Source organism: Paenibacillus dakarensis (genome assembly GCF_001373415.1).
Classification (GTDB): domain Bacteria; phylum Bacillota; class Bacilli; order Paenibacillales; family Paenibacillaceae; genus Paenibacillus_AQ; species Paenibacillus_AQ dakarensis.
Window position 1 is genome coordinate 158507 of the sequence record NZ_CDSE01000084.1, and the last position, 25676, is coordinate 184182.

A 25676-nucleotide genomic window follows, 5' to 3' on the forward strand; every position below is an offset into this window, starting at 1 on the left:
GATTTGCGATTAAAGCGGCGCGCAAGCATTATTGAAGCTGCAAAATCTGTTTTTGCCCACAAAGGATTTGACCAGGCTACGATGCAACAAATAGGCCATGAAGCAAGCCTGGGGGTTGCTACCATATTTCGTTACTTTCCGAAGAAGGAGCAGCTGATTGTTGCCGTTGCCTCAGATATCGTTCAGGACGAGATCAAGGCATTTGAGGACATTATTCGCGGCGACGGTACGTGCTATGACAAACTGGGGCGTATTTTCGATGCACTCATTTTCTTCCAGCAAGCAGAGCATCAGCGCAGTTCCAAGCTGATCGAAGCCTTTGAATGTTACGTAGCGCTTTCCAAGGAACCGCTGGAGGACATCGAGTTGTACCAAGCCCAGTACGACAGATTGATCAACCTCTTTACCGAGTTGGCCGAACTAGGACAAAAGGATGGCTCAGTACGAACCGAGGGACATACGGTGAATATCCTGATTACCATGATGAACGTGTTTGGCAACTTCTCCAAAAAGATGGCGATGCTACACGGTATTAGCGCTTTTCAGACTCGGGTAGATGAGTACGAGCAATTTCAAATTTTGAAAAAGCTGTTTCTTGAACCGTTAAAAGTATGAACACAAGCTGCTAAAGCCCAATTTCTTTTCGCAACCATGCGTTAAAGTAAAACAACCAATTTTATCTAACGTAATTTCTTCATGTTCAAAGAGCATATCCGAGACGAATTCCTTGCAGGAGGACCTCACGGCACAATCATTCGAATAACGGATCTAAAAAAATCGTACATGAAGGGCGTTCCTTTCATGTACGATTGGAAAAAAACTATTATTCTTCGCTTCACAAGATAGAACAGGAATTCATTTGGTTTACTTTCCAAGCCAAGGACAAGTACTTATACCGATTAAAAAAAGCCGCTAAAATAGCGACTTTCAATGGGACCATTGCCTTACCTCCAAGCGCTGATCCGCTCGGATTTAGCAACAAACATCGATGTCAGGGATTTTACTCTGGCATCGAGCAGTTTGGTGCGGCCCTCTGGAGTTCGGGTGTACACAAGCTCGGTTGGTCCGATATTCTTTCTCCACAGTCCGGCAAAGCGCTCGGCATGTTCCTTGCGGCGCCCGATCTCTTCCGGAACAGCATGGTAATCCTGCGTCTGACCGAACCATCGCCGTGATGTGCGGTATATCAGATAACGGGGATTTTCAATTGGACCGAGCAGCTGCTGCATGGCATTCAAGAACAGCGTTTTTTCATGTGTGCTTCCATCCTTCAACCAGCATACAACCCTGCCTTCTTCCTCTTGAGTTCCGATTAGATGAATGCTTGGCGAGGGCTGGACCAGCTTCATTTCATGCAGAACGCTGTATACAATAAATCCGATCACGCCTATGCTTCGATCCAGTGTCTGATGCTTCAGCATCATTCTAACAGCCTTATAAATCCAGGGACTGGCGCAGACAGCCGCCAAGACGGCAGGAATAATGATTTTGATCCAACCGGGGGTATCCGAATACAGCAACTGAGGCGATGAAGCTATATCAAAAAAGATTTCTAAAGCCAGAACTAACGCGAAAATCAGAACCGCCTTGATCGTATAAGGATACACTACAGGTCTCGGAACACTCTTACGATCAATCTTCAACTCTTCGGTCATCGATCCCCCAATTGAAATGGCAGCGGTCCACTGCTCTTTGAGTAAATGTCTCTTCCTAGCCCTTTCTAACGTTTGAGCATTATACAATTCAATTCCTCTGTCCGACAACCGTCCCTGCGCTAAACCCATGCGCTCCATGCCGGATTCTATCGTTTCACTCGTAATAGACAAACCGACCAGGGACCTAAAACGTCTGGCAAGAGACGACATATCCTCCCCGCCGTCTGCAAGATCTGTATCGACACAGGCCAAATGCCATATCGCTCCCGTTTTGTCCGGATTATTGCGCTGTGAACGAATCGCCCGACCCCGCATCTGATTCGACAGCATAAAGGAGCCAACGTAGGAGGCCATAATCAGCGAATTGATGCTTGGCGCATCCCAGCCTTCGCCAAGCAGCGCAGCCGTACCGACGAGAACTCGGACACTGCCTTTGTTAAAAATCTCCGTGACCCATTCGACAATGGTTGATCGATTTGAATCTCGTACCTCTATCAACACATAATTGGGATCATGAGCGATCGGCCGCTCCGTAAGCGTGATTCCGCTTTGGCTGGCCATCTCTCTCATCGAGGCTGCTGCTTCTTGAGGCAAAATCACAAGAGATCCGGTCAGAACGCCAATGGGCAACTCCCGCTTGCTTGATTCTTCTTTCTTAAGCTGTCTGCGAATCGTCTCAAAAATCGGGACAACCCCTAGGCGCTGAAGCGGCTGCTCATCCCCCGCTTGCTTCGGCATATCTTCCTTTCGAATATAATCGGTCAGGATCACCATACGGAGCCCGTCTTCTAGCACCGACCTTTCAAAATCTAGAATCCGTTCGATTTGCTTCAGCTTTGACACACTATGTACCAGCATCTTGTCCAGTGTTGGTGTAGACCTCAAATATAGCTTCCGCCTCTCGATCATGCCGAGCTGGCTGAGGCGTCTGCGGAGCTCTACCAGCTCCGGGCTATCGGTATCCATATGTGCGTCTTTGAACAGTATCCCGCCCAGCAGCTCTTCAAGCCATTCTTCGCTAAGATGAGGCGTATCCGACTCCTTCACCCCCAGCAGCTTGACTGCATCCCGCCACACCGGCTGCCTTGCTGCACGCAAGTAAATGACCATGCTTGAGTAATATGCTGGAGAAGATAATATTTCTTCCATATGGGACTCTGCATTAGTTATCCAAGGATGACCCGTGATCAGCTTTGTCATGAACGGATCCTGGATGATTTCATCTATCAACCTTGCAACCTGCTTGCGGAACTCGCGGATCAGGGCCGCTTCATTCCTCTCGGGAGGTGTAAGCATGATGTAATCCTGATGTGGACATAATTCTCCGTGGCGGACAAGCTCCGGAACGCTTATCTCCTCATCAATCGGACCGCACAGCTCAATATAACGCTGCCACTCATTCGGGTTCACATCATAGGGTGGCGTTGCCGTCAGTGCAATTTTGGTCGGCTGTTCCAGCAGCGAACACAAATGAACAGCGCTTTTCCACCAGGACACGCGCAAATGATGAGCCTCATCAAAAATGACGGTGTGTATCCCCAGCTTCTTCAGCTTTTTGATGGTCTCCATCGCTTCCGATGACTCTGAATACTGCTCCAATTGGTCTTCCGATACTGCCTCATCTGTATCTTCTTGAAGCTCATCCTCTTCCTCGTTCTTTTTCTCTGATGCACTTAGAACGGCATGTACAGCCTGATAAGTTGTAATTGTAACCATGGCGGGTTTATGTATAGAAGTCGATAACCAATCCGGGGACTGGTCCGTATTCATAAATAGCTCCATAAAACGGTTTGCCCACTGCTCCTTGATTGTCAACGTTGGTGCTAATATGATCGTCGGCCGATTAATGCGAAGCATGACCTCCAGGCCCAGCACAGTTTTGCCTGAGCCCGGAGGCGCAACGAGGTGAAGATGACGGTTATGTAAATGCTCGTCCAATCGATCCAAGATCCGCTTCTGATAGGAACGCCACGGATAACAAAATTTAATATATTCGGGAAATGCTTTCAGCTGGGTCTCTATGGCAGTTCACCTCACTTCAATTCATTCTCATGATTAATTCTATTAACTTTATACTTTAGAGTTTACTATAGTTACCCTAAAAGTATACGGTTCAGGAGTTATTCTTACGGTTACTTCCACTTCTCTTCCATTCGCATCTCATCTCCAAGCATCCATCTTTGAGCCTGGCAGTCAATCGCCCATTCATCTTTAACAGAGACTATAAGCAATGGACAGCCCCAAGCCAGTCCTTCGACTGGATCTTGAACTATCCGCTGTATAGAAGCGATCAAACAGTTTGTCTATGTCTTGTTCGCTCAAGTTGTCTGCTTCATTCTTGAAGATAAGCACTATGTTCCCCTCATTCTCCTTCAAGCTAATCGTAACGGTGCCTGTCGAGTGACGGATCACATTGTTGATTAGATTTTCGAATACACGTTTGACTGCTGACGAATCTACGTCAGCAAACAGTAACTCATCCGTTATTTGTAGGTCAGGTTCTATTTGTTTCTCAATAAATTGATCATAGAAACCGGTCAGCACTTCCCACAATAATGCATTTATTTACGTTGGTTCAAGATTAAGGTGATACTCTGCAGACTGCACAAGAGACAACTCGAAGAATTCATGGATTAATGTATGTAATCGATCAGCAGTGACTCTGATAATAGACAAATACTCCTGTCGTTTCTCATCCGTGACAGAACTGACTTCTAATAATTTGGTATACCCGATTATAGCTGTTAGCGGAGTTCTCAAATCATGGGACATATTTGCGATCGCTTGTCTCAATTCGTGATCACTGCGTATTCGATCCCTGTCCGTCTGGACCACATCGGAACCGTTAACCGTCACCGCCTTCGTATCGCTATCCAACTGAATGTCCTTGTACGTCAATTGATGGATCAGATTTGGCGCTGCTGGACGTCTATATCTGCCGAGATGGATGTCGATTCTGGCTGCTACCTCTTCCACGTCAAAAGGCTTTGTAATGTAGTCGTCCGCTCCCATTCTCAGAACGGCGACTTTGGACTGCTGCTCGTTTATAGCTGATATAATGATAACCGGCATTTGCCGATCCGGTCCTAACTTCCGAAGGATTTCTTCCCCGCCAAGACCGGGAAGCATCAGATCGAGTAATAGCATGCTCTACTCCTGATCACTTGCCAAATACAACAAAGCTTCTGTACCGGAAAAAACCGGCTGAGGTACGTATCCGCTATTGGTTATGATTTCGCATAATAATTGATTGATTTCATTATCATCTTCGATAACCAATATCTTTATTGTTGCACCCATTGCATTCACTCCATTGTCCAAGGATCTTCCCTTTCGACATGCACGTTTCTCTGTGAACCTTCGTAAATCATGTCGTATGAAGAGTATTCGTGAAATGATTGAACGATCCTGCCCTTCCCTGGGTTTTTAGGACTTATCTCACATATACTCACTCATTCGCAGGACCTCGTTACCTTGGGAAACCGATATGTACCTGAAGAAAAAACGACGGTCCAAGACTAGATCTTAATGTCTTAGACTGCCGCTGTTCATACGAAACACGCGATTATTTCACTTGGAAACTGTGATATTATTCGTTCGCATCTAAATGATAAATGAGTTGTACAACGCCTGAGGAGAACGATTTAGAATCAGCCAGTTTTAAATTTATTCTTTGTTTTATATCCACAAACAGCGGTTTCCCTTCTCCCAATACTACAGGATGAACCGATAGTCTAAATTCATCAACAAGTCCTAAGTTAATAAAAGTTGTAATAAGACTCGCCCCACCATACAGCCAAATGTCTTTACCAGGCTTGTTCTTTAATTTATTAACTTCTTCAAGAATATGATCATTTATAAATGTTGCTTTATCGTTTGTCCCTTTTTGTGTCCTAGAAAACACATATTTCTCTTTACTATGAATCAATTCCCAAAACTCTTTTTCCGAATCCGGTTGTGCCATATCTGGCGTGTATTGTCCCCATGCATCATAGCTTTTTCTGCCATATAAAATCGTATCAATTTGATTAAGGAAATTAGTAAACCCCATCTCCGGGTCCATAATGCACCAATCCACTTCACCATTCTTCCCTTCAATATAACCGTCTAAAGTAACTGCTAAATCTAAAATTACACTTCGTTTCATGATTTATTTCCCCTTTCATTAATCTACTGCACCCATTATAGCTCTTAAATATGTCACCATATGTCATATTAATAAAAACAGGGTCATCCATTTAACACATGATCTAATTGTATAAAACAAAAAGGCCGTAAATTATACGGCACTTTCATATACCTACTATTCAATCAACCCTAACTCTTCATATACTTTTCTAGAAACAACACCATTAGGAATAAGGTGATGATCCCGCTGGTATCTCTTAAGTGAGTCGGTTGTATTAAAGCCGAACTTCCCGTCACATTTCCCTTTGTAATATCCTGCGCTTTTTAGCCGGGACTGAATAAGCTGCACATCTCCGCCAACATCCCCTTCAGCTAAATCCCTCGGGTTTTGATAAATTTCTCCAAGCACATGGCCGTAAATCGTTACTTTAGTTCCAACCGGAACTAATTTGTACAATTCGATGACATCCTTATTATGCATCCGAATACAACCATGGCTAAGATGTTGACCAATTGAAAAGGGTTTATTCGTACCATGGATTCCATAATTGCCCCATGGTACATTTAATCCTATCCAACGAGGTCCGAATGCGGGTCCCCAATTCGTTCCTTTATATTCAACTTTATAATCTCCGACCGGAGTTGGTGTTGATGGATTGCCAACGGATACGGAATAGCTCTTAATGACTTGCCCCTGTTCTCTTACAAGTAATTTGTGACGTTCAGGGTAAATTTCAATCTCAAGATTGCTATGATCTTGTATAATTGGCAAGGCAGGAGCGGTTAAATGAAACACACCTAGCATAGCCAAGAGAATTAGCAAAAAATTATGATTTGTTGGGATCATGTGTTTTCACCGTGTTTAGTTATTTTCATTTGACAAACATCTTTAATATTTAGTCAATTACAACTTTTTATACAGACTGTTGATTTGATTCCTCCTTTCTTACGTGATCACAAACAAAAAGATGACATCCAAGTCACCCCTTGGCGTCATCTTTGTTCTGCTGCTATATAGATAATTATTTGAACTTTGGAAGCCAGTCGCCGTGCGCTTCAATCAGATCGTCACAGAGAGCTGCGATATCATCCAAGGACAGCTCTGCAGACGTGTGCGGATCAAGCATGGCCGCATGATAGATATGTTCCTTCTTGCCCGTTACGGCAGCTTCGATAGTAAGCAGCTGGGTGTTGATATTGGTCCGGTTCAATGCAGCCAGCTGAGGAGGTAAATCTCCAACATAGGTCGGTGTGATTCCTGAACGATCGACGAGACAAGGCACCTCGACACACGCTTCCTTCGGCAAGTTCGTAATAAGGCCCGTATTCATCACATTACCGCCGATTTTGTAAGGAATGTTTGTTTCGATTGCTTCGATAATATAGGAGGCATACTCCTTGGAACGCTTATGCTCAATGTTCTCGCTTGCGAAGATTTTCTCGCGCATTTCCTTCCAGCCATTGATCTGATTAACACAACGGCGCGGATACTCATCCAGCGGGATATTATATTTCTCAATCAATTCCGGATAATTCTTCTTAATGAAATACGGATGATATTCTGCATTATGCTCAGAGGATTCGGTCACGTAATAACCAAAACGCAGCATCAGCTCGAACCGCACCATATCATGATGCTTTTCCTTTTGCTTCTCGGCCGCGCGGCGCTTGATTTCCGGATACAGGTCTTTCCCGTCCTTCTTCACTTCGAGCAGCCAGGCCATATGGTTGATACCAGCGATTTTTGATTCCACACCTGTAGGGTCCATATCCAGCGACTCGAACAGACGGGGCACACAAACTTGAACGCTGTGGCAAAGCCCCACTGTCTTAATCCCGCCAACCGTATTCATAACGTTCGTCAGAACGGCCATCGGATTCGTATAGTTGAGGAACAAAGCGTCCGGACAAACCTCCTGCATGTCTTTGGCAAAATCCAGCATTACGGGAATGGTGCGCAGATTGCGGAAAATACCGCCGATTCCCAGCGTGTCGGCTATCGTTTGGCGCAAGCCATACTTTTTCGGGATTTCAAAATCTGTAATCGTACACGGATCATAGCCGCCCACTTGAATCGCATTGATGACGTACCTGGATCCTCTCAACGCTTCTTTGCGATCGGTATATGCTTTAATGACACAAGTGCTGCCGAGGGTAGCTTTGATGCTGTTCAAAAGGCGTTCAGAATCCTGCAGCCGTTCGTGATCGATATCGAACAAGGCAAGCTCAAAGCCTTGCAAGGCCGGCGTTGTCATGATGTCACCCAATACATTTTTAACAAAGACCGTACTTCCCGCACCTATAAACGTAATTTTCGACATGAAAAACACCTCTTTCTTCTAAGTAATAGAATGGCTAGATCTTCTCCTTAACTATACTTCCCCCCCTGCTCAGAGGACATAGAAAAAAGCTGGTTTTGCATGTCATAATCCCATTTTATCTTTTCTGATATAATATAATGAATAATAGATAAAAACATAAGGGAGACCCGGTTTATGGAGATATTTAATACTACATTTTCTGCACTTCAGGGGCAGATCGATCTGAGCTTACTGTTTTTCGGCATGGAAAAATGCGAGCCCGGTCACAACTGGGGCCCTGGATTGCGGAATACATATATTCTGCATTACATCCATAGTGGGCGTGGTGTATTTCGTACCAAGGAATCGGTTTATGAGCTTGAAGCAGGACAGGGATTTGTCATCATGCCGGATACGCTTGTTCACTACACAGCAGACGAAACCGACCCTTGGGTTTATTCTTGGGTCGGTTTCAAGGGTGTAAATGTCAAGCCACTGCTTCAGCAGGCTCATATCGATATGAAGCGGCCTATATTTACAGTGTATCCTGCACACAGTTTGGATTACTTTTTTGAAGAGCTGGAATCTACATTTGGTACTCGTGGCAGTGATGTGCGCGGCTTGAGTATTCTCTATCGCATTATGGCCGATATCATCAGTTCCTCACCAGAGATTCATCCAGGACGAAAGACAACCCATTCCCATGAAGATTACATTCAAAAATCTATTCAATACATTGAAAGCAGCTACAGCCAAAAAATCACCGTGCTTGATATTGCCCGTTTCATCGGTCTGGATCGGAGCTATTTGTCCGGTTTGTTTAAGGAGCGGTTCGGGTTATCACTTCAAGCCTTTCTTCTGGAGTATCGGATGAGCCGTGCCTCGGAGCTGCTGCAGAACCCGGAGCTTTCGGTCAGTGATGTCTCCCGCTCTGTAGGCTATACCGACCCTTTCTTATTCTCAAAAATGTTCAAGAAAACCGTTGGCATGGCTCCAAATGTATTCAGAAGCAAGCTGTAGGTATTCACATGTGCTTTAGGCCGCTAATTTAGCGGCCCATTAAATTAGAGCTATGCCTTTCTTCTAACCGGGATCCCGTTTAACAGAGAACCTGCAGGTCTGCCTACAGCTTTGTTAATCCGATCATGTGTACCATTTCTCCAGATTTCTTCCACGAATTCCGGTATCTCCGTGAATGGGTCTTTCTTGATGATGGTTTCCCCTTTAATTTGAATTTGAAAAGAGATTCGAGAAAACGCTTTGAATCCTCTGAAAATGATACTTCGATGACATTGCTCCCTTTGCGATATCGTCGATTTCAATGTGCATTTGCAGATGCTCTTCCACGTAATCAATTGCTTTCTGAAGCAATCTAAGCGGCTCCACTAGCTCTCATCTCCTTTCATTTTCAGTTTAGAAGAAATGTTGAATCGATTCCTGTTCGTACGTGCATAGTTCTGTCTAAAAAACTTACCGCATAATAGCATCGTTACTGGTACAATTAACCCAATAGGATTAAAATGGTATCTCTGTATAAACGTCTGGGAGGAATAAGCTTGAATGATTTTGGGGAACTCCTGTATGCCGGTAAGACCGACACCAACAAGAATGGGATCGTATTTATTCTTTTGGGAATCCTGGCCATTGTCGGCGCAAATTTTATCTATGCAAAAACGATGTTAATGGTAATAGGAGGCGTGTTAATACTCGTCGGATTATACCTGCTTCTATTTAAACGAAGCGAAAAATTCTCAATCTATGAAAACACGATTGTTTTGACTTTAAAGGGGCAGGAATTTTCAATTCCAAAAGAACAGATTAGCCATATCGAATATGAGGAAATAAAAGTAAGAAGAAGTCCGGTCGTGAATTATTATCCCGTACTTATCTTAAATGATCAGAGAAGAGTGTTAATTAATAGGCCTTTCAATTCCATAATCAATCAAGATTTAAAGAAAGTAATCGAGTCATACCTTTAGCTTAATGAAAACATAGTTAGATACATATCTAATCTGTAAATCGGCTCATTTCTTTGCCCTTGATTCGGGACAAGACATGAGCCGATTCAGTGTTTTGTATTAATTATATCCTCAATTGATAATCCTTCAGGGGATTCTTTTGTGTATTCATTACTCGGATCATAATTTTCATTTTTCCATCGTTTAAGAATTTCGTCCTCAACAATTGTAATGGGCAGCAATCTTTTATGGCTCTATAATTTGTCTGCCCACATTCACATCGTCTACCTTCCATTGGTTATCAACAAATTTATAGAATATATAACGATCGACGAGCTCCAGATTGACAGGACCGCTTTCCAGGTAAGCAGATTGATGCATTCTGGCTGCTGTGGTACTGGTGTAGGTAATATTGGCCTTACTTGTTAATGCAGCGTTATTAGTAATGCCATTGTTCAGAATGATCTTGTTTATAAATGAGTCTGTGAAATAAGGTCTGAAGTGTGTTCGAATTTGCGAATAGCTTGTGAGATCGGTGGCTTCATTGATCCTTGCATTAAGTTCATCTAATCTATCTTGACCTATTCTCGTAGTCTTCGGCGGCTCTGTATAGATAAAGACCTGCTCCAGACCGATTGTAATGGTCGCCTTTCGTTCTTGTTTAGACCACAGTGCTGTTCCGCCAAAGGCTTTAGCAAAGACACGGGCTGGCACATAAGTTGTTCCGCCTTCCATCTTCACTGGGATATCGAGACTGATAGCAGCGCCATTTAAAAAGGCAGTGCGCGAATTAACACGCAGCTTTAGCTCTCGCTTGCCACAGGTAATCGTAATGCTCTTTGCTGCCTGGTTCCAGATCACTTCGGATTGTAAGCTTTCTGAAACAGCACGTAATGGAATCAGAACGCGTGAATTTTCAATTTTTCCGTTATCAATCGTATCGGGAAATTGCTTGGTAAAGCCTATAGCCGGATTACTGATCAAAGAGGTGCATACTAAAGAAAGTGTGAGTGCGATAATTGTTTTTTTCATATATGGCTCCTTCCACGCTCCAATTAGTAAGATAAACGCAATTTTAATAGATAATGTTGCGGAATATTACCAACGGATTACGAGAAAGTCAGTCTTTCCAACGATTACGAATACGTCAATAACAACCATCACTAGGCTCATCCATGGTAATTGGAACGAGAATGAGAAGGAATTCATTAATAAAAGATAGATCAGGAGCATAGCAGAAAGGCTAAGTGGTAATCCGTAAAGAAGCGATTTTATTCCATAGAAGATACTCTAATATTTGTAACGATTATAGCTAGGACACTCGTATTTTGTTTACATACATACAGTATGTATGTTAAAGTGTGATTATTAACAAAAAAAGGAGAATTGGCGATGAAGATATCCAGTTTTTATCCGGTTATTTTGACAAATCAGGTGGCATCAAGCGCTAAATTTTATCAAGATTATTTTGGGTTTGAGATTGTATTTGAAGCGGATTGGTATGTTAGTCTGCAATTGTCCCGGGATAATGAAACAGCATTCGAACTTGCTATCCTGGAGTCTGGACATCCTACCGTACCTGTAACTTTCCGAAATGCCGTGAACGGTCTCATTCTTAACTTTGAAGTGGATGATGTGGATGCGGAGTATAAAAGGCTTATAGAATATGAGCAACTGCCCTTGCATCTCGATATTCGAGATGAAGAGTTCGGACAACGACATTTTATTACAAGCGATCCAAACGGAGTATTGATTGATGTCATTAAAATCATCCCTCCTTCCGACGAATATAGCGAGCAGTACAATGAGAAGCTATGGCTGGATAAGGAAGACAGTAATCGATGACTGCTACTATGCCGCTTAAGCACTATTTTGGGGTAGAACTGGCAGAACGCCTCTCCAGTCTCATACAGCCGCATTATCCCGACTTCCCCGCAGATATTTTCATTAATGCTGTTGCCGTGAAGTCAGAACCTCTTGAACTGAAGGGGCGAGTTGCTGTCATTGCAGAACAACTTCAGATAACGCTGCCTTCGAGCTACCCGGAAGCTTTGCTTATCCTGCTCAAGATTCTGGGTCCCGAGAATGAAACCGAACAAGGGATGTTTACGAATGGCTATTTTTTGATGCCTGTCGCCTATTTCGTAGAAAAATACGGTCAAGAGTATTTCGATATATCCATGAACGCCTTGTATGAGATTACTAAGCGGCACACGTCCGAATATGCTTTACGTCCTTTCCTGGAGCGTTATCCGGATGATAGTATAAAGCTGTTGGAATTTTGGCAACACGACCCGAACCTTCATGTCCGCCGTTTGGTATCTGAAGGTCCACGACCTCGCCTTCCTTGGGCAAAACGAATTGGAGTACTTAAAGGTGACCCCGCGCATAATTTGACCCTGCTTGAATGTTTACTGAACGACCCTTCGCTTTATGTGAGAAAATCTGTGGCCAATCATCTGAATGATTTATCAAAGGATTACAAAGAGATAACGCTCGATTGGTTAAGGGATCGAATTGAACAAGATGATATACGTGTTGGCAGGGTTGCTCACCATGGTTTAAGGTCCCTGGTTAAGTCGGGTGATCGGAATGCAATTGATCTATTAAAGCTTGTTAAGAAATAACGAATACAGGAGATTATACTACTATGAAAAGAAGCAAAGATGATGCGTATGAAACCATTGTCACACTGGTATCCGTAGCCCGAAAGCACTTTACAGAGTACGGGTATGCGCAATCCTCATTGGAAGAAATCGCAGCTGAGGCAAAGTTAACACGAGGTGCGCTCTACCATCATTTTGGCAGCAAAAAGGGTTTATTTCAAGCCGTGTTAGAATCTGTTCAAGCGGAAATAGGACAACACGTTGAAGCGGAAGCATCCAAGAGCGATGATGTATGGGAACAACTGATTTTGGGTTGCCGTGCATTTGTCTCAGCGGCTGTTGAACCTCAGATCAGACAAATCTTGCTTATTGATGGTCCGGCTGTTTTGGGGTGGGAAGCTTGGCGAAGAATGGATGAAGAAAACTCGATGAGACACTTGCGCGAGCAGTTAGAGCTCATGCAGCGGCAAGAATATCTTAAACCGGTACCTTTAGACGCAGTGACTCATTTTCTCTCAGGTGCCCTGAATGAATCCGCATTATGGATCGCGCAAAGCCAAGATGTCGGCCAATCGTTAGAAGAAACGATGTCCGTTATTACTCTTTTTCTGAAAGGCTTCAACTAATAATTCGGTTTAACTTTTAAAGGATTACAAGAAGTGCATAATGCTGGTTAACAGAGTGGACAAAATAATTTTGTCCACTCTGTTTATTAAGGCTTACCTTTATTTATGATGCAGTTCACCGCACCGTTTGTAACGGCAAGTTTTGAACTACACCTTTGCGTGACGGCCCTTTCACTGCTCACTTTGTTCAACCATAATCTCCGTTTTTTCCGGCAAACTCAGTTCTTGCGCTCCACATGACAATATCCAGCTCACCGTACGGGTCGAAAAGTCTTCAGGCCCTTAGTCCCCTTGCTTGGCACCCTTCTCTCCTCTGATTATGATAAATTAATGCCATTAACTACATCTTTTGTTAATGCCATAAATCGTTATTAATTAATGAGATTAAACATTTTATTATTAATGCATTAAATACTTAATTATTTCTTGGGTAATCGCAAAATAGTTATCGTTTCGACAGTTAAATCGACTCATCCCCCCATCTCGGATGGTCTCAAACGACCTAGATATTCTCCTGCTTAATGGCTTCAATGATATTCTCTTTCCTCACCTTGGAGCTGGAATAGATCATCGCAGATCCAACGATAATAAATACCCCAATAACCACAATCACAAGGCTCATCCATGGTAATTGGAACGGAAATGAGAAGGAATTCATCAATGAAAGATAGATCAGGAACATAGCAGCAAGGCTAAGTGGTAATCCGTAAAGGAGCGATTTTAAGCCATAGAAAATACTCTCATAGTGAATCATCTTACTAAACCTCTTCGGTGTCATGCCAATGGACCTGAGCACGGCGAACTCACGCTTGCGCAGCGAGATGCTGGTTGAGATTGTGTTAAAAATATTGGCTACCGCTATAACTGTGATTAGCAGGATAAAACCATAAGTAAACACGGATACTAGCATGGACATTTGTTCTTCTCTCACCTGATCGCTGTAAAGGTTCCAGATGTAATAGTTACCCAATGCATTCAATTTTTCAATATCGCTTTCGGTTTTCATGGGATCCGCACTCTTAAGAAACAGCTTATCTTGTCCATATACACGACTGTAATCTCCAGCCAATAAGTGATCCATGACGGCTTCAGACACGATGATGTTCAATTGGCCTGGCCAGGAATGATCGATTCCGGTAGGCCGTTGATCCGTTAAAGCAGCTACCTCGATCGTTCTCTTCCTGATTCTCTTCTGAGGGTCCTCACCTTCAGGCAGTAGATCAAGTCTATCACCGATCATGGAATGAATTGCTTCGGACTCTACGTATTTCTTCTTGGCTTCATCTGTGTAAACGGCTTGATTGATAATGATAGCCTTAAGCTTCTCCGGATCGGTTAGCTCTTCATAGCTCGCACCGATTCTGGCCGTATATTCTTTGAGACTCTGGTCATTAAGCGCGCTAAGAGTCGCATTGTATAGATACTTATTATTCTCCAGAATACTCTCATCCTGTTTTGCTAATTCTTTAAGGCGATCTGCGATCGCATCCTTATCGATCCAGCTAAAGAAATTAGCCCGTTTCATTACTGAATACTCCTCGACCTCTTTCAAATTAGCAATCGATTGTACAAATGAGGCATCCAGCTCCCCGCTTCTGCTGTCAATCTCGATATTATAATTTACACCGCTCTGCGTCATCTCCACGGATTTATTTAAGTTATTCGAGAAATAAGAGACAGACAGGAACAATACAATGCTGATCACGAGTGAAAATATGGTCGCCCGATACTTGCGCTTATTGCGTTTTAAATTCTTTAAACCAATCTCTGCTTCAATGCCAAAGATGGCTCGAACCAGCCGGGATGTCTTCACCGTTTTGCCCGTTAGCTTGATATCACTGGATTGGCGGATTGCTTCAATCGATGACATCTTCGACGCTCTTCTGGCCGGCACATAACATGAGACAAAGATGGTGAGTGCAGAGACAATGATGGTTACGATAATCGGTAATGGCGTGACCGTCATCTCCAGGTTCACTGTGGAGTCAATCGCCTGTTTAAATGCAGGACTAATGAAATGGAAACCAACCCCTATGCCGGCTAGTCCACATGCAATCCCTAAAGGAATACTGATTAAGCCAATGATCGCTCCTTCAAAAAACACGGAGTTTCGTTTTTGCTTTCGGGTCGCCCCAACACTTGAGAGCATGCCTAAGTAACGGGAACGCTCGGTAACTGAAATGGCAAACGCATTATATATGAGCGATATTGACCCGGCTATAATGATGGATATGATAATTGCACATAAAGAATATATGGTCTTGTTTAAGCTGTCATCATTCGTTATTCCATAATAACGTAGAAGGTCATTGTTGTAGTTGACCTGTTCCTGCGGAAAACCGGCTGCTTGCGCTAATTGCTCAGCATGAGTATAGATAGATTTATTAACATGCTTAACAATAACGGATACATCCGCCTTGTCATTAGCTCCTAATGCAGACTCGTCTAAATACGAAAATACAGAATAACTACCTCCTGATACAGATTCCCATATCGGAGGCTTAATTATGCCAACTATGGTATAGGTATGCCCCTTCAAGTTTACCAGTTTCTCCCCAGAATGATCATCTATCGAAGAGAGCTCGCCGGTGTTTAGCGTAATGGTATCGCCAATTTTATAATTCACTCCAGCGGATTCGACAATCTCTTTGGATATCACGATTTCATGCTCGTTTTTCGGAAGACGCCCTGCAGTTAATTCAATGTTAAATTGATGAAATCCGTAGTCATTGTATTCCTTAATGAACATATATGGCTTGCTCGGGTTTTTAGTCTCCTCCACAGATGCATATCCGATATCTCTGGAGATGGACAACGACTTGGTTTCGCTGTCCTGTCTGATCGCATGGATCTGATTGCCATTCACCTTCTCATAAAGGACGTGCCACTCTCCACCGATAGCGATTTCTTGTCTCTTCATCAGATCGATGAAGGAGGTACCCATTGTGGTTACAGCAGTTATCATAGCTGCGGATAAAATGACGCCGATGATGGTAACGAGTGTTCTTCTTTTGTTCTGCCTCATATGTCTGATGGTCAGCTTACCCATGATATTCATGGACGTATCACCTCGTCCTTGGCAATCCTTCCGTCTTCAATGGAAATGACTCGATCAGCCTGGAGTGCGATTCTCTCATCATGAGTAATCACGATAAGTGTCTGTTTCAGCGTTTTATTGAACATTTTAAGCATATCGATGATCTCACTGCTGTTCTGACTATCGAGATTCCCCGTTGGTTCATCGGCCAGTACAATGGACGGATTGCTAATTAATGCCCTGCCAATGGAGACGCGCTGCTGCTGCCCGCCGGATAGCTGATTGGGCAGATGGTTTAATCGATTATCTAACCCGAGGGCATCAACGATAGATTGTAACTGCTTCTTATCGACCTTGTGCTGGTCGAGCAGTATCGGCAATGTCATATTCTCTTCTACCGTTAATACCGGAATCAAATTGTAGAACTGATAGATCAGTCCGATTTGTCTGCGCCGAAATACAGCCAGCTCGGTTTCGTTCAGGCTATAAATATCCGTATTATCGATCATTACTTTGCCAGAACTCGGACGATCTACACCGCCAAGCATGTGCAGTAACGTGGATTTCCCCGAACCTGAAGGTCCGATGATAGCCACGAACTCTCCTTTTTGTACCGAGAAAGATACGTCATCTAGGGCTTTGACCACTGTTTCGCCTTTTCCATATATTTTAGACAAATGCTCTATCTTCAGAATTTCCATGCCAAATCCTCCATTAATGTATTGATAGAGTCAGTATAGTCTTTAGAAATGACTATTCAGTGACTGGCAAAGTGACATTCTAGTCACTTTTTGATTCGCTAGATGACGCTTTTATAAAACTTGATTCTGAACTGCGTCCCTTTCCCCGGCTGGCTAATTACATCGATTGTCCCGTTCTGACTGGTAATGATGCTGTGAGCCATGGCGAGTCCAATACCAACGCTGCTATCGCCTGCATTTTTGCCTCTGTAAAATCGTTTGAAAATATACGGCAAATCCTTCTTGGCAATTCCTTGCCCGGTATCTGTGATCTCTATTTCAGTGAACAGCGGATTCTCTCCATAATGAATGGCAATGCTTCCTCCATCACCTGTATGTTCTACCGCATTTTTCAGCAGATTAATGAATGCTTCCACCGTCCAATTCAGATCACCTGTAAAGGCTGCTTCCGGATTGCCATGAATCTCTACTGACAGTTCCTTGATTTCGATTGGAATTAACAATGGCTGCACTGCCTTATGAAGCAGCTGCTCAACTTTAACCGAATCCTTCTTGAAATGGATCGTACCCGCATCAATCTTGGATAGCTTGAGTAATGATGTGATCAGCCACTCCATGCGTTCCAATTGAATACGAATATTACGGGTAAATTCAGACTGTTTCGAGTCTGGGATATCCGGCTGGCTTAAAAGATCCACCATAACCAGCATTGAGGTTAGGGGTGTTTTGAGCTGGTGTGAAATGTCGGATATGGCATCGGTAAGCCGGAGTTTATCCCGCTTAAGAAGTGAGCTCTGCTCAGATAACAGGAGCGTCACTTTATAGATTTCATTTTTCAGGATACTCATTTCTCCTTCTGTATTATCACGCACATCCAGGGTATAGTTCCCGCTGGCAATAGTTCGCAAATATTCAGATAGCTTCTCCATTTCCCGGTATCTCCAGCGAGAGAAGAGTATGCAGCAAAAGATAAGCAGAAATGAAGTCACAAGAACGACGATAGCGGGAGGTATGGGTAAAAAGATAGCCGCCGATGCTCCAGCTATTGTAATGATACACATAATCAGCAGCATCTTTTGAAATTCTTTATTGCGCAGAATGCGAATCACCCACTTTATAACCAAGTCCGCGGACGGTCTTTATCAGTGTTGGCTGCCCGGGATTGTCCTCCAGCTTCTCCCGCAGTCTTTTTATGTATACAGTTAATGTATTATCATTGACGAAATCTCCAGCGATATCCCAAATTCCTTCAAGCAGCTGAGCCCGGGAAAGTACCTGCCCGATATGGTTTGCAAAAATAAGCAGCAGGCGATACTCCAGTGCCGTTAGTGGAACCTCATTCCCTTGCTTATATACCTTCGCTTCAAGCGTGCTGATTTGAACATCGCCGATCTCGATATATGATTTTGAGTGCATAGATTGGGTTACCTGCTGCGAGTACTGATACCGTCTGAGTACAGATTTAATCCGCGAAGTGAGCTCCCGAATCCGGAATGGTTTTGTTATATAATCGTCTGCCCCCATATCCAGTCCCATCACCACATTGACTTCATCGTCAATCGCAGTCAGGAAAATGACTGGCAGATCGCTCCTCTCCTTCACAAGCCGGCAAAGGTCATAACCGCTCCCACCGGGCAAAGACAAGTCGAACAGACATAGTGAAATTTGCTCCAGCCGCTCTGCAATGACATGTCTGGCTGAATCTACATCATGGCAGATGATCGTCGTGAAGCCGTCCTGTTCCAGTGAATATTGAATCCCATCAGCGATCGTCTTATCGTCTTCTACAAGCAAAATATTCATTTCAAGTCATCCTATCTTCAATGATTGTCAGTTTGTCAGTCCCATTGTAATCTTGACAATTTAATCTATACCCTTATTCTGCAGAATTGTTACCTGCATCATGGCAAAGATCTCATAGTAAACAACGCCATATATTCTACTTCATTCGAATCCTAATTGACATTTTGTTATGAGTAGAATTTTATACCATAAAAATAAAAAGCCGCATAATATGCGACTTTAATTATTCTCACTTATTGAATTCACTTTCAACCATTCAATGTCGCAAGCGCTTGTTCTGCCGATGTGCCTTCGTGCACGATCGACATTAACGCAGTCGTCATGCCGGCAGGATTCGTATGTTGGATCACGTTGCGTCCATATACGATTCCTGCAGCACCCTGCTTCATAAGCTCCGCCGTGCGCTGCATGATCTCTTCATCGCTTGCGCGGCCTCCACCCCTTACGAGCACGGGAACGCCTGAAGCCACCTCAATTACCCGATGATATTCAGTCACATCATCACAAGGATCGGCCTTGATAATATCTGCACCAAGTTCGACGCCTTGACGAACAAGTGCTGTGATTTTGCGGATATCTCCGTCCACCATATAACCGCCGTACGCTTCATTTGGCAGCATAACCAGCGGTTCGACCATGAGCGGCATGCCGTATTGCTCGCATTCTGTTTTCAGCCGGGAGATGTTCGTGACGCATTGATGATGCAGCTCCGGCTGGCCCGGAAGCAGCAGCAGATTGACACATACGGCAACCGCATCCAATCGCACAGCATGCCAGACTGCCTGATCGGCCAACTCGCTGAACAAGTGCCGTGGCAGCTCCTTTCCGTAAATATTTGCCGCGTCCGTTCTCAGAACGAGACCAGGTTTGTTTTTTCCGGGGATTTGCTGGTACTCGCGGGCTTGTCCAATGCTCAGCTGCACGCAATCCGGATTTGACCGAATCACGGTGTCGATCGCATGCTTCATGTTTTCAATCCCGGATAAAAAAGAGAATTCATTAAAAAATCCGTGATCGATCGCGACATCGAAGCATTTTCCATCCTGAGCAAACATTCGATTCATTCTTGCGGTGACTGACATTTGCCTCACTCCTTTTGATTTTATGATGCGAAGACCTTATAAATCGATGTGGTTAGCCTTTGACTGCCCCCGCCGACAATCCTTTCACGAAGAAACGCTGGAAGCCTAAGAACAAGACCAAAATAGGCAGCAGTGTAATGATGATACCTCCAAACAGCAGACTCAAATCCGCCATGCCGCGTCCGGCGAAAAACTTGTATAAGCTGATGCTAATGGTGGGGTGATCATTGGCATTGAGGATCACGAGCGGCAGCTGCAGGTCGTTCCATACATAGATGAATTGCAAAATAATCAGCGATGCTGTTACTGGCTTGACGAGCGGGAAAATAATGCGGAAAAACGTGTGTGCTGGCGAACTGCCATCGATATAAGCTGACTCTTCCAGATCGAACGGTAAGCTGCGCATGAAGCCGCTGAACATGAAGATGCAGAAAGGTGATAATACGGCAACATAGACAAGCGTGATGCCAATAATGGTATTTTGCAGGGACAGGCTTTTCAAGATAAATACAATCGGAATGAGCACCGATTGCACCGGAATCAGGATGGCCGATGCGTACACCCAATACAGTGTATTGAACAAAGGGTGCCGGATACGGGCTACAGCGTAAGCGGCCATTGCAGACAGGAAGATAATAATGATGAGAGCGATGCCGCCGATTGAAAACGTAACGCCGTATGCTTTGAGCGTGTTCATCTTCTCAAAAGCTCTTGCGATGTTGTCGAAGCCGACAGAGAAATTGGGCAGAGCAAGGGGCGCGCTGACGATTTGCTTATGGCTCTTAAATGCGTTGATCAGGGTCAGGTACAAGGGAATCGACATGACCAATGCGAGTACAATGACAAACAGCTCAATGGCAGTATTTTTTACTATTTTCACCTAAGACACCCCCTGTTCATATTTTCGGGTCATCGAAAGGAAAAATAGTGTCACGACCAGTGCGACAAGCGTCAGGACAAACGAAGACGCCAAGCCGTAAGACAAATCACTTGAAGCGAACGCGTAACGGTAGATCCGGATGGCCAGCGTCTCGCTTGAATTTGCCGGACCGCCGCCCGTAAGTGCAAATGGCAAGTCGAATATTCGAATACCGTTGGCGAGTCCGATCAGCACATTCACGGTAATGCCTGGAGCGATCATGCGCAAGGTGATCGAGAAGAATGTTCTACCCTTAGAGGCACCGTCTATGCTGGCCGCTTCCTTGAGTTCGGCGGGAACACCCTGCAAGGCGGCCAGATAAATGATCATAACCGGACCGACTCCTTGCCACACAGCTATAAAAATAAGGGAATATACGACATAGTCGGGCGAATCGATCCAAGGAATATTGACATTGGCTTCACTCAGCTTTGTTAGCAGTGCATTCAGCAGCCCGGTATTCGCATCGAATATATAACGCCATACAAACGCGGCAACGACGACCGGGATGATGTTCGGAATGTAAAATAAAGCGCGTAAAATATTCTTGGTCTTGAGGGCCTGATCCAGCATCATCGCCAGCAGCAGCCCAACGACATTCGCTAGAAATGCGGTGGATATCCCAATCACCAGCGTTCGAGTAAGCGACTCCGTAAACACCTTGTCATAGAAGATATCCCGGTAATTTTGGAAGCCGATGAACTGGTAAGCCCCAACCCCCTTCCAATCAGTTAAGCTGTAATAGAATGACTGGATGATTGGGAAGATCAAAAAAATCGCGATGACAATTGTAATCGGGATGACGAATGCAACACCAGTGATAAACATTTTTCTCTGCATAGGGTAATCACCCTCTATTCTTTCGAATTCATTGAAATTGTTTATGATCGCATTATTGTGAGCGGGTTCTTAGTTGTTATTTCGCTTTCGTCTTGTCATATTCTGAAATAAACTTATCGATCGCACTGTCGAGATCACCTTTAAACGTATACTCTTGTGCCGCATTGCCAAGCGCAACCCAGGTCGCACCTGGAATCGGACCTGTATTGGCAAACGAGATCACCTTATCTACCTTCAACCAATTTTCTACGTCGCTATAAGCTTCATCGGTCTTACCCACTCCGGGCTGAGCCGAAAGTGAACCCTTGGCCTCCGAGATTTTCCCGTAATTCTCCTTGCTGAAGAGCCAATTCATGAACACTTTCGCTTCCTCAACGTGCTGTCCCTTGGCATTGATAGCGAACCCGTCTTCCGGTATGAATAAATAGGCGTTCTCCTTATCTGGGGCGTAGGGCATGTTGATAAAACCGAAATCGAGGTTCGGACCAAGCTCGCGTAAGGTTCGCGCTTCCCACGGTCCACCCAGCAGCATAGCAGCATCTTCATTGGTGAACGATTGCTGCGCAATTGCATATTCATTCGTGAAACTGCCCGTGCGCACGAATTCGTTCAGTTCTTTGAAGCGCTGGAATCCTTCCTCCAGAATGGCCCGATTCTCCGGCAGGCTCCAATCGATATTGTTGGACAGATAGGCTTCCTTGAACGCATCGTTATTGACCGCGTGCTTGCCGAATGTCCAATGAAACACATTGCCGATTCCGGTCTCCCATTTGGAGGAGTATACAAGAAGATCCTTCCCTTTTTCCTTCAATTTCTTACCGGCATCCAGCAGTTCATCCCATGTCTGTGGAGGTTCGTTATAGCCGACATCTGTCAGCATCGCTTTGTTATAAGATAACCCAAGCACGCCAAGTCCTAAGGTGAAGATCGCCTGCTTGTCTCCTATTGAAGTCGCTTGACGAATGGAATCAGAGAAATTCCGGCTTGCATCCAGTTGGCTCAGATCATAGATATATCCCACCTGCTCGGCCATGGCAGTTGTGTCGTGGCCGATATTCAGCTGGTAGATGTCCGGCAATTCTCCGGTAGAGATGCGTGTTCGCAATGTATCGAAGAGTCCGCTGTCAGGGAGGGTTTCCGCCTTGATTTTAATATTCGGATGTTCTTTCTCGAATTCCTCAATCAACTGATCATGGATGTTGTTGAACACTGATTCTGCGAACAGCATCGACACTTCCACTTGACCTTCCCTGCTGCTTGCCGCACCACCCGAACAAGCTGTTAGCACACTGACGAGGATAACGAGGGCAAAGCCAGCGCATGTTATCTTTTTCAACCTCATGGTCACATTCCTCCTAGTCATCATTCTGTATCCTTTTACAATTTGATGATTCGATCATTTTCCGGAATGCAGCAATCGTTATTCGCCATCATATATACTTTGTTAGACGACTTTCTGGTTTTCTTCAACCACAATGGGTTTATCTTGTCTCTCGCCAATACTTGTTTGGTTGCTTGCAAGGCGGTGATCATCTGCAGAATATTGTAATATCTGTTGCCCGATAATCACCGTGCGCCACTTCATCACCTCTCCAAACCTCTTCAGCACATTCATCACATCGCCGTAAACGATGACGCCATGATGAGTGCCGCCCAACTGGCTGTACTGCGCAAGAAAGGCTTCGATGGGAACGGGTGGGCGGAACCAGCCGCGAATCGCGTCCGTCATCCGGTCTTCGCCATCAGGTTCACACATCTCGATCGGCGCTAAGATGAATGTATACTCCCCTTCTCGCCCAGGTGCCAGGTTCAAATAGACTGCCTGTCCCCCGCGGAAACAACCGTAAGCGGCAACGGGAGTGTCGGCGTCGGCAAACGGAAACGCTTTTTCTTTCAACACCGGTCTGCCGGCAGCGAGGCGTACATTCATTTCGCCCATGTGGCTCAGGAAGATGCGATTATGCTTCCAATCGGGACAGAACATCTCCGTAAACGAACTGTCCGGGTAGACGGACAAAAGTGCACCCGTCAACGCGGCTGTAAGCGTGTCACCTTCTCCTGCATAGCCAACACCTCGCGCCATCGCTTTGCTCGCTTCAAGGAACGGCATACTAGGCAGACCAGACCCTCTACGGACATCAAGGAAGTTGACAGTGAAGGCCGTGAGTTCATTTCGGTCGATCCAACGTCTTACCGTCAGGTCCGAACGGATCGATTGCCGCATTGTGTCGCGATCGATTCCGTCCACGTCATATCGCTGCGCATCCTCGGCGATTTCTCGCTCGATCCACTCATCGGGTATCGGATCGGCAGCAGCATCAGCAATCAGGAGGTTCGAAGCAATTGTCTCGATACCGATCGACGAATACAATACGTCCACTGGCACCTGGAAATCACCCATGCCGGTGAATGGTTGACCTATTACGCCGACGCGTGCGCTGCGCAATTCCCTCGCCAGCCTGACGGCTTTCACACCGTCAACCACCCGATCGAGCACGTCGGATTCCGCCCAGTGTCCAGCTTCAATATGAAACTGCTTTCCATTTCGGAGAAGCAAGTTACACATGTCCTGTACGCCGTGTATGCCATGGTTGTACATGATCTCGTCCGGAAGCTGCTCCGTGCCGAAATCGAAAGTCGGCGTTGTGTCCAGTACGATCAGCGGCAGCCTGGTGGCGGCAAGAGTATCTGCGGATTCCAGCGAAGGCGAGTATGCCAGATGCAGCGTCACGATAGTGTCTGCTTCCTCCCGTTCGAACAACTGCACTGCCACCTCGAATTCCGGCTTGATGCTGCATACTGGCGATGCTATGACCTCAAGCCCTCGTTTCTCAAATTCGCTGGTGATCGTGTGATAAAACGCTTCAACCCTCCCCCGTAATTCCGGCCAATAATCGTCATACAGCTTCACGTAAAACGGCAACAGCCCGATTGTCAGCTTCTTCATCGATGCGCCACCTCGATTCCGTTGATCATTGCATAGGCGTTGTTATGGAAAATATCCTCGATGTCGGACCGTGTTAAGTTCTCCGCCTCCGCAGCGATGCGGAATGCATTGATCTCTTCGTATAGAAAGAAGGATATCGAATCCGCCTCAGCCCCGGTCACTTCCCTCATATGCGAGTCACCGGACACATCACCATATAAGCCAGATGGCACCAGGTTCACATAGTGGCCATTCTCGCAAATTCGTCTTGTACGCATGCGCAAGATTGGCAGATCACTGCCGAAAACGATACGCTTTGGCCCAACGGCCTGAATCAATTGTCTGAATACGCAGGCATTTGTGTTCGCGCTAAAGTCGAACACCATATTCTTAGTCTCCGCGAGAATGTCAAAGGCATCACCTACGTCTTCCTCACAATATGCGCGTCCCACATGGGCGATGATCAGCTTCAACGATGGATAGCGGCGCTCAATCTCCAGCATTTGCGCGAGATTGACAGGGTCTTTCAGTCGGCCGTCACGGGGAATATGCAGCATGGCGATCCAGCCGTGCCGGTTCAGTACTTCCAATTGATGAGGTGGGAGGAAATCGAAAATGCGGATTTCTTTCTCCGGGATATAGGGAGCGGAGAAGTTCAGATATACTTTGCAGCCCAGAAAGCCGCCGCGTTTGATGCCTTCTTCGAATTCGGAAGCGCTTTGGTCTGGTCTGGCGACCATCAGTGACGGCAGCTGGTGCCGTTCGGCGCTTTGCCTGACATACTCGTTCCCTGCCGCGATGTCATAGTCCATACTGACTTGGGAGAATATGAGCGGGGTTACATCCTTGCCGGGGAACATTAACCGGTAAGTCTCGAACAGATCCTCGATCGGATTGTCCTTGGCGACAAGAGACGGCCATGTAACCGCTCTCACAGGTGCGTTTGACGAATCCAGTTTTATGCTGTCCTGCCATACGTGCGTATGGATGTCAATGATCCGGTCCGGAAGAAAGGCTTGCAGCTGCCGCTCGTAGAATTGTCGATCGACTTCTTTCACTTCAAACAAAGCTTTCATCATGTACCTCCTCCGTATC

At 45.2% G+C, this 25676-nt stretch carries 24 protein-coding genes; 6 read left to right on the forward strand and 18 right to left on the reverse strand.

Annotation, left to right across the window (positions count from 1 at the left end):
* Positions 1-3 precede the first annotated feature (3 nt).
* Positions 4-615: a TetR/AcrR family transcriptional regulator gene (locus tag BN1234_RS17700; RefSeq protein WP_054957966.1), complete on the forward strand. Its 612-nt coding sequence runs from the start codon at positions 4-6 to the stop codon at positions 613-615.
* Between the two features lie 329 nt (positions 616-944).
* On the opposite strand, the gene BN1234_RS17705 is transcribed toward BN1234_RS17700, so the two are convergent.
* The 7 genes from BN1234_RS17705 to BN1234_RS17730 all read right to left on the reverse strand — a co-directional run bounded on the left by BN1234_RS17705 (position 945) and on the right by BN1234_RS17730 (position 8104).
* The gene (locus tag BN1234_RS17705) at positions 945-3677 is read right to left on the reverse strand and encodes a DEAD/DEAH box helicase family protein (protein ID WP_306455090.1); all 2733 of its coding nucleotides are present in this window, start codon (positions 3675-3677) and stop codon (positions 945-947) included.
* Positions 3678-3866: 189 nt separating this feature from the next.
* Positions 3867-4199, reverse strand: coding sequence for a sensor histidine kinase (locus tag BN1234_RS22845; RefSeq protein ID WP_245640213.1), 333 nt, complete (start codon positions 4197-4199; stop codon positions 3867-3869).
* A 21-nt stretch (positions 4200-4220) separates the two neighbouring features.
* Entirely contained in the window at positions 4221-4802 is a 582-nt protein-coding gene (locus tag BN1234_RS22850; RefSeq protein ID WP_245640214.1) for a sensor histidine kinase, read from the reverse strand.
* A gap of 3 nt (positions 4803-4805) precedes the next feature.
* Positions 4806-4955 (reverse strand): response regulator transcription factor, encoded by a 150-nt coding sequence (locus BN1234_RS22855; protein ID WP_170308070.1) that lies wholly within the window; start codon positions 4953-4955, stop codon positions 4806-4808.
* A 289-nt stretch (positions 4956-5244) separates the two neighbouring features.
* Positions 5245-5802: a dihydrofolate reductase family protein gene (locus tag BN1234_RS17720; RefSeq protein WP_054957968.1), complete on the reverse strand. Its 558-nt coding sequence runs from the start codon at positions 5800-5802 to the stop codon at positions 5245-5247.
* Positions 5803-5958: 156 nt separating this feature from the next.
* Positions 5959-6588 (reverse strand): L,D-transpeptidase family protein, encoded by a 630-nt coding sequence (locus BN1234_RS17725; protein WP_245640218.1) that lies wholly within the window; start codon positions 6586-6588, stop codon positions 5959-5961.
* Positions 6589-6805: 217 nt separating this feature from the next.
* Positions 6806-8104: an alpha-glucosidase/alpha-galactosidase gene (locus BN1234_RS17730; RefSeq protein ID WP_054957970.1), complete on the reverse strand. Its 1299-nt coding sequence runs from the start codon at positions 8102-8104 to the stop codon at positions 6806-6808.
* A 174-nt stretch (positions 8105-8278) separates the two neighbouring features.
* Here BN1234_RS17730 and BN1234_RS17735 point away from each other — a divergent pair, with 174 nt between their 5' ends.
* Positions 8279-9103, forward strand: a complete 825-nt coding sequence (locus BN1234_RS17735) for an AraC family transcriptional regulator (protein WP_054957971.1) — start codon at positions 8279-8281, stop codon at positions 9101-9103.
* 536 nt (positions 9104-9639) lie between these two features.
* On the forward strand, positions 9640-10062 hold the full coding sequence (locus tag BN1234_RS17740; protein ID WP_054957972.1) for a hypothetical protein: 423 nt from the start codon (positions 9640-9642) through the stop codon (positions 10060-10062).
* Between the two features lie 225 nt (positions 10063-10287).
* On the opposite strand, the gene BN1234_RS17745 is transcribed toward BN1234_RS17740, so the two are convergent.
* Complete coding sequence (locus BN1234_RS17745) at positions 10288-11073, reverse strand: copper amine oxidase N-terminal domain-containing protein (RefSeq protein ID WP_054957973.1); 786 nt, start codon at positions 11071-11073, stop codon at positions 10288-10290.
* 360 nt (positions 11074-11433) lie between these two features.
* On the opposite strand from BN1234_RS17745, the gene BN1234_RS17750 reads away from it, so the two are divergent.
* The 3 genes from BN1234_RS17750 to BN1234_RS17760 are packed head-to-tail and all read left to right on the forward strand — an operon-like array spanning position 11434 to position 13273.
* Entirely contained in the window at positions 11434-11886 is a 453-nt protein-coding gene (locus BN1234_RS17750; protein ID WP_054957974.1) for a VOC family protein, read from the forward strand.
* A complete protein-coding gene (locus BN1234_RS17755; protein ID WP_054957975.1) occupies positions 11883-12668 on the forward strand; it encodes a hypothetical protein in 786 nt (261 codons plus the stop codon). The genes BN1234_RS17750 and BN1234_RS17755 overlap by 4 nt, the downstream gene beginning before the upstream one ends.
* 23 nt (positions 12669-12691) lie before the next feature.
* Positions 12692-13273, forward strand: a complete 582-nt coding sequence (locus BN1234_RS17760) for a TetR/AcrR family transcriptional regulator (RefSeq protein WP_054957976.1) — start codon at positions 12692-12694, stop codon at positions 13271-13273.
* Between the two features lie 502 nt (positions 13274-13775).
* Here the strand turns inward: BN1234_RS17760 and BN1234_RS17765 are convergent.
* The 10 genes from BN1234_RS17765 to BN1234_RS17810 form a co-directional block, all read right to left on the reverse strand.
* Positions 13776-16331, reverse strand: coding sequence for an ABC transporter permease (locus tag BN1234_RS17765; protein WP_054957977.1), 2556 nt, complete (start codon positions 16329-16331; stop codon positions 13776-13778).
* Positions 16328-17011 carry an ABC transporter ATP-binding protein gene (locus tag BN1234_RS17770; RefSeq protein WP_054957978.1) on the reverse strand — a complete coding sequence of 228 codons (684 nt, stop codon included), beginning with the start codon at positions 17009-17011 and terminating at the stop codon, positions 16328-16330. Before BN1234_RS17770 ends, BN1234_RS17765 begins: the two co-directional genes overlap by 4 nt.
* A 98-nt stretch (positions 17012-17109) precedes the next feature.
* Positions 17110-18111 carry a sensor histidine kinase gene (locus BN1234_RS17775; RefSeq protein WP_054958043.1) on the reverse strand — a complete coding sequence of 334 codons (1002 nt, stop codon included), beginning with the start codon at positions 18109-18111 and terminating at the stop codon, positions 17110-17112.
* On the reverse strand, positions 18098-18814 hold the full coding sequence (locus tag BN1234_RS17780; protein ID WP_054957979.1) for a response regulator transcription factor: 717 nt from the start codon (positions 18812-18814) through the stop codon (positions 18098-18100). The genes BN1234_RS17775 and BN1234_RS17780 overlap by 14 nt, the downstream gene beginning before the upstream one ends.
* 248 nt (positions 18815-19062) lie before the next feature.
* Complete coding sequence (locus BN1234_RS17785) at positions 19063-19896, reverse strand: class I fructose-bisphosphate aldolase (protein ID WP_054957980.1); 834 nt, start codon at positions 19894-19896, stop codon at positions 19063-19065.
* Positions 19897-19948: 52 nt separating this feature from the next.
* Positions 19949-20776, reverse strand: a complete 828-nt coding sequence (locus tag BN1234_RS17790) for a carbohydrate ABC transporter permease (protein ID WP_054957981.1) — start codon at positions 20774-20776, stop codon at positions 19949-19951.
* Positions 20777-21655 carry a carbohydrate ABC transporter permease gene (locus BN1234_RS17795; RefSeq protein ID WP_054957982.1) on the reverse strand — a complete coding sequence of 293 codons (879 nt, stop codon included), beginning with the start codon at positions 21653-21655 and terminating at the stop codon, positions 20777-20779.
* A gap of 76 nt (positions 21656-21731) precedes the next feature.
* Positions 21732-22997 carry an ABC transporter substrate-binding protein gene (locus tag BN1234_RS17800; protein ID WP_054957983.1) on the reverse strand — a complete coding sequence of 422 codons (1266 nt, stop codon included), beginning with the start codon at positions 22995-22997 and terminating at the stop codon, positions 21732-21734.
* A gap of 102 nt (positions 22998-23099) precedes the next feature.
* Positions 23100-24602 carry an L-arabinose isomerase family protein gene (locus BN1234_RS17805; RefSeq protein WP_054957984.1) on the reverse strand — a complete coding sequence of 501 codons (1503 nt, stop codon included), beginning with the start codon at positions 24600-24602 and terminating at the stop codon, positions 23100-23102.
* The gene (locus tag BN1234_RS17810) at positions 24599-25660 is read right to left on the reverse strand and encodes an amidohydrolase family protein (RefSeq protein WP_170308075.1); all 1062 of its coding nucleotides are present in this window, start codon (positions 25658-25660) and stop codon (positions 24599-24601) included. Before BN1234_RS17810 ends, BN1234_RS17805 begins: the two co-directional genes overlap by 4 nt.
* Between the last annotated feature and the right edge of the window lie 16 nt (positions 25661-25676).